The sequence below is a fragment of the Neisseria sp. HMSC065C04 genome (assembly GCF_001815375.1).
GTDB classification, from domain to species: Bacteria; Pseudomonadota; Gammaproteobacteria; order Burkholderiales; family Neisseriaceae; genus Neisseria; species Neisseria flavescens_D.
This window is the reverse complement of sequence record NZ_KV820415.1, coordinates 55,918-56,300: the sequence shown is the minus strand read 5'-3', so window position 1 is coordinate 56,300 and position 383 is coordinate 55,918. Positions and strand designations below refer to the sequence as shown.

1 protein-coding gene is annotated in these 383 nt (G+C 52.7%); it reads left to right on the top strand.

All coding sequences use genetic code 11. The annotated features are described in order from the left end of the window. Window positions 1–383, top strand: a 383-nt coding sequence (locus HMPREF3022_RS11730) for a type VI secretion system Vgr family protein (RefSeq protein WP_210399664.1), incomplete at both ends; no start/stop codon positions are given.

Below are 383 nucleotides of genomic sequence, written 5' to 3'. Positions count from 1 at the left end.
GTATATCTCCGGCGTCATGCACGACAGCGCCCATCCCGACCACATCCCTGCCGATTGGAACACAAGGAACGTCATTCGTACTTGGGCGAACAACAAACTCAGGATGGAAGACCAAAAAGGTCAGGAACACATCAAACTTGCCACCGACTATCAGAAATCCCAACTTAACTTGGGCCATATCGTCGACTCAAATCGAGAAAAACGTGGTAAGAACGGCGAAGGCTTCGAACTCAGAACCGACGGCTGGGGTGCGGTAAGGGCAGGTAAAGGCATACTCGTCAGCGCACAAAACCAAGACGCCAACGGCAAAGTGCTGGATATGGACGATGCCATCGCACAGATCGAACAGGCACTCTCCCTGGCCAAAAGCCTGAACAAAGCCG